General features: G+C 68.5%; 4 protein-coding genes and 1 pseudogene. All 5 read left to right on the top strand.

Annotated features, from left to right (window positions below; genetic code table 11):
• Positions 1 to 241, top strand: a 241-nt coding sequence (locus AAT21_RS38750; protein WP_412180306.1) for a roadblock/LC7 domain-containing protein, incomplete at its 5' end; no start/stop codon positions are given.
• Between the two features lie 151 nt (positions 242 to 392).
• Entirely contained in the window at positions 393 to 785 is a 393-nt protein-coding gene (locus tag AAT21_RS09780; protein ID WP_030037344.1) for a DUF742 domain-containing protein, read from the top strand.
• Positions 766 to 1347, top strand: a complete 582-nt coding sequence (locus AAT21_RS09775; protein ID WP_046776286.1) for a GTP-binding protein — start codon at positions 766 to 768, stop codon at positions 1345 to 1347. The genes AAT21_RS09780 and AAT21_RS09775 overlap by 20 nt, the downstream gene beginning before the upstream one ends.
• A gap of 296 nt (positions 1348 to 1643) precedes the next feature.
• Positions 1644 to 4826 carry a sensor histidine kinase gene (locus tag AAT21_RS09770; protein ID WP_046776285.1) on the top strand — a complete coding sequence of 1061 codons (3183 nt, stop codon included), beginning with the start codon at positions 1644 to 1646 and terminating at the stop codon, positions 4824 to 4826.
• Positions 4827 to 4836: 10 nt separating this feature from the next.
• Positions 4837 to 4918, top strand: a pseudogene (locus tag AAT21_RS38745) (roadblock/LC7 domain-containing protein); the annotation flags it as partial.

Here is a 4918-nt window from a genome sequence, read left to right as displayed (position 1 = left end):
GCTGACCGCCGGTGCCTCCCGCATCTTCGAGGGTGGCGCCGTCAACCAGACCGTGGTCGAGATGGACCGGGGCTTCCTGTTCCTCATGTCCGTCTCCGACGGATCCTCGCTGGCCGTACTGGCGCACCCGGAGTGCGACATCGGCCTCGTGGGCTACGAGATGGCTCTTCTGGTGGATCGCGCGGGCAGTGTCCTCACCCCGGACCTGCGCGCCGAACTGCAGGGAAGCCTGCTCGGCTGACTTCCCCTCTCCCGGCCGGACGGTACTACCGGCCGGGAGACCGGGCCCCCGCCCCGGAATCCAGTACCACCGCCAGGCCGTCATAACGTTCCCCCCACCGGCCGCCCCGTCAGACGGCACGCTGACCACTGCTGTCCAGCCCGGAGGATCCATGACCCCGCCCCCCGCCTACCCCGATGCGTACGGAGATTCGTACTCGGAAGGCGATCAGCCGTTGGTGCGTCCCTACGCGATGACCGGCGGCCGGACCCGGCCCCGCTACCAGCTCGCCATCGAGGCGCTGGTCAGCACCACCGCCGATCCGATGCACCTGTCCGGCCTGCTCCCCGAGCACCAGCGCATCTGCACGCTGTGCCGTGAGGTCAAGTCGGTCGCCGAGGTCTCCGCGCTGCTTTCCATGCCGCTCGGTGTGGCTCGCATCCTCGTCGCCGACCTGGCGGAGGCCGGAATGGTGGCCATCCACCAGCCGGGCAACGGAGAGGCCGGCGGCACGCCGGATGTAACACTGCTCGAAAGGGTGCTCAGTGGCCTTCGGAACATCTAGCGGAGCGGCTCCCCGCTCCACCACCTCCGCGAAGATCGTGGTGGCGGGCGGCTTCGGCGTGGGCAAGACCACGTTCGTCGGAGCCGTGTCCGAGATCAACCCGCTGCGCACCGAAGCCGTCATGACCAGCGCCTCGGCCGGCATCGACGACCTCACGCACACCGGTGACAAGACGACCACCACGGTCGCCATGGACTTCGGACGCATCACGCTCGACCAGGACCTGATCCTGTACCTCTTCGGTACGCCGGGCCAGGACCGCTTCTGGTTCATGTGGGACGACCTGGTCCGCGGCGCGATCGGTGCGATCGTGCTCGTCGACACGCGCCGTCTCGCCGACTGCTTCCCGGCGGTCGACTACTTCGAGAACAGCGGCCTGCCGTTCGTCGTGGCGCTCAACGGCTTCGAAGGACACCAGCCGTACACGCCGGAGGAGGTCCGCGAGGCCCTGCAGATCGGTCCCGGCGCCCCCATCATCACCACCGACGCCCGCCACCGCGCGGACGCCAAGAGCGCGCTCATCACGCTCGTCGAGCACGCCCTCATGGCGCGGCTCAAGTAGCGGAGCGGCTCCAACTGCCGCACGGGAGGGGCGGGCTGTGTCGTATGACACGGCCCGCCCCTGTCGTTCATAACGTTTCGACAGAGAATTGAAGCCAATCGGCAACGGGATGCATTCGGCCGGTGCCGCTGCGCTCACAACCACCCCGGCTTTTGCCGCAGGACGCTCTTTATGTCCGGTTTATGTGAGGCGTAGGTCTCTGGAACCCGCGGATTTCAACTGTTTGGAACAGGACCGTCAACCGTGCTGGAATTCAACGAACTAGCTAGTAGCACCGCCGAGAGGTTGTTGGTCGAGTGAGGCGAAGCAACGCAAGCCCCGCGGATGAACCCGCGCGCGGCAACTTCACCCCGCCGCCGCGAGCGGCCGCGTCGCCCGCCGACGTGCCCGTGGAACCGCCTGTGAAGAGCGGGAGCACCAGCCGGTTCTCCCCGCGCAACTGGCGCGTGCCGACCCGTCTGAACGCCATCCTGCTCGTGCCGGCCCTCGTGGGCCTGGTCATGGGCGGATTCCAGGTGAAGGGCTCCGTCGACACGTGGAACGAGGCCAAGGACGCCGAGCAGATAGCCCGGGTCGTCCAGGCAGCCTCGGAATACAGCCAGGCACTGCTCAATGAGCGTGACCTCACGGCCGAGCCGCTCCTGAACGGCCTCACTAAGGACGACAAGGTCACCAAGGCCTACGCGGACACCGCCGCGGCCAAGGAGAAGTTCGACAAGGCCGTCCAGAACCTGCCCGAGAACCAGGGCATGGAGCGGCGTCTGGAGCTCTTCCGCACCGAGGAGCCCAAGCTGACGGACGTCCGTCAGACGGCGTACCAGGCCGGGATCGAGAGCCCCAAGAAGAACCCGCCCACTTCGTTCGGCCCCATCCCGACCGAAGAGGGCTACGTCACGGTCCAGCACTACCTGATGCAGTTCGCCAACGAGCTCGGTCTCGGCACCGGCAACGTGACCTCGTACGGCCGCATGGTCTACGCGATCCAGCTGGCCAAGGCGGCGAACTCCCTCCAGCGCTCCGTCGGCACCCACCTGCTGGTGCGCCCGAGCAACGACGAGAACACCCGCAAGGCCCAGCTCGTCGCCTTCTCCTCCTACGCCTACCTCGAGGAAATCGCCATCGGCGAGTACGTCGCGGCGGGTACCGAGGAGGACGTGACCCGTCTGAAGACGGTCATGGGGAAGAAGTCCGAGGAGGGCGCCGCCAAGCTCGCCGAGGCCAAGGCCGCCGCCGAGCAGGCCGGTACCCCCTTCAAGTCCCCGCCGGTCTCGCAGACCAACAAGTCGATCCTCACGGGTATGACCGAGGCCATCGCCAGTGGCGAGCCCAAGAAGAAGGTCATCGACGGCGGCACCACGCCGGCGGCCTGGCAGTACGCCGCCACCGCCAAGTTCGACGGCTACGACGAGATCGAGAAGGAACTTCTCGAGAAGGCCGTCACCGACGCCGTCGCGGTATCCGACGACGCCCGTACCGACGCCATCACCAACGGCGCCATCGTGGTCGTGGCCCTCCTCGCCGCCTTCATCCTGGCCGGCATGATGGCCCGCCAGATGGGCCGTGCGATGGGCCGCCTGCGCAGCGCCGCCTTCGACATCGCCGAGCAGCGCCTGCCGTCGCTCGTCGACCAGCTCTCGCGCACCGACCCGGGCAAGATCGACACCCGTGTCCACCCGATCCCGATCGACTCCCAGGACGAGATCGGCGAGGTCGCCCGCGCCTTCGACCAGGTCCACCGGGAAGCGGTCCGGCTCGCCGCCGAGCAGGCGCTCCTGCGGGGCAACGTCAACGCGATCTTCACGAACCTCTCCATGCGCAACCAGTCGCTGATCGAGGGCCAGCTGACCCTCATCACCGACCTGGAGAACAACGAGGCCGACCCGGACCAGCTGGAGAACCTCTTCCGCCTGGACCACCTGGCCACCCGTATGCGCCGCAACGGCGAGAACCTCCTCATCCTCGCGGGTGAGGAGCCGGGACGCCGCTGGGACCAGCCCGTGCCCCTCGTGGACGTGCTCCGCGCCGCCTCCTCCGAGGTGGAGCAGTACGAGCGCATCGAGCTCTCCGGTGTCTCCGAGGCCGAGATCCACGGCCAGGCCGTGACCGACCTCGTGCACCTGCTCGCCGAGCTGCTGGAGAACGCCACCACGTTCTCCTCCCCGCAGACCAAGGTCCGCGTCAACGCCACGCGTCTGCCCGACGGCCGCGTGATGGTCGAGATCCACGACAAGGGCATCGGCCTCACCGCCGAGGACTTCGCGGACATCAACCACAAGCTCGCCAACCCGCCGACCGTGGACGCCGCGATCTCGCAGCGCATGGGTCTGTTCGTGGTCGGCCGGCTGGCGGACCGCCACAGCATCCGCGTCCAGCTGCGCCCCTCGGGCGAGGCGGCCGGCACCACGTCGCTGATCATGCTTCCCGACGCCATCACGCACGGTGGCGGTGGCGAGGGCATCCCGGACGACGACTTCACGGTCTCGCAGATCATTCCGGAGCAGAAGGCCCAGCAGGCCGTCCCGATGCGTACGGCCGCGGAGCTCGGCTTCGACGACTCGCGCTACGAGCAGGGCGGCGAGGCGCGCGGCCTCGACCCGGTCGGGCGTTCGCTCGGCCGCGAGGAGCGGCGTGCCGCGCTGGAGGCCCAGGTCGGCTTCCCGCAGGAACAGCAGTACGCCGACCAGGGCGGCCAGGACTATCCGGAACCTCAGCCTGAACACGGCTACCAGCCGTACCAGGGCTACGAGCAGCAGTCCGAGCAGGGATACGACCCCGCGTACGACGGACAGCGCCAGGAGCAGGGGTACGAGGCGTACCCGCAGCAGGACTACGCCTATACGGAAGACGGCTACCCGGACCAGCAGTCGAACACTCAGGGCTACGACGACGGCTACGAAAGCCGGTCGGCGCAGGCCGAGTGGCCCGAGCAGAACACGTATCCGGCTGCCTACCAGCAGGATTACGGGACTGAATCGGAATCCCAGGCCGTCCCCGAACCGGCCGCGGAGCGCGTAGGCTTCGACCGTCCGGGCGCCGCTGCCGACACCGGTCACGAAATGACCGGAGCGGGCCTGCCGCGACGCGGCAGCCAGCAGCAGTGGCAGCCGGCACAGCAGGAAGCGGAGTCCCCCGGGTCCCTCTTCGAGCAGCGGCCGCAGCGTCAGCGGCAGGCCGCGGCGCCGGAGCAGGACCAGGACGGTGGCACGGGTTGGCGCTCGGGCAACGACGAGCGCTGGCAGCAGGCCGCCAAACTCCGTGAGCCGAAGGCGGGCGGGGTCACCCCGTCCGGTCTCCCTCGGCGCGTGCCCAAGGCCAACCTGGTCGAGGGCGCAGCGGAGACGACCCCGCAGGGCGGCCCCCAGGTCTCCCGCGCTCCGGAGGACGTCCGCGGCAGGTTGAGCAACCTGCGGCGAGGTGTCCAGCAGGGACGCAGCGCGGGTACTGAGCAGTCAAGTAACAGCTATGACCAGGAGCGTTAGTGTGAGCCCGATGAGCCAGGCGGCACAGAACCTGAACTGGTTGATCACCAACTTCGTGGACAACACCCCCGGGGTGTCGCACACGGTGGTGG

The organism is Streptomyces yangpuensis (genome assembly GCF_001005295.1).
In the GTDB taxonomy this organism is placed as follows: Bacteria; Actinomycetota; Actinomycetes; order Streptomycetales; family Streptomycetaceae; genus Streptomyces; species Streptomyces yangpuensis.
The sequence above is the reverse complement of the archived record's forward strand: the minus strand, read 5'-3'. Positions and strand labels throughout refer to the sequence as shown.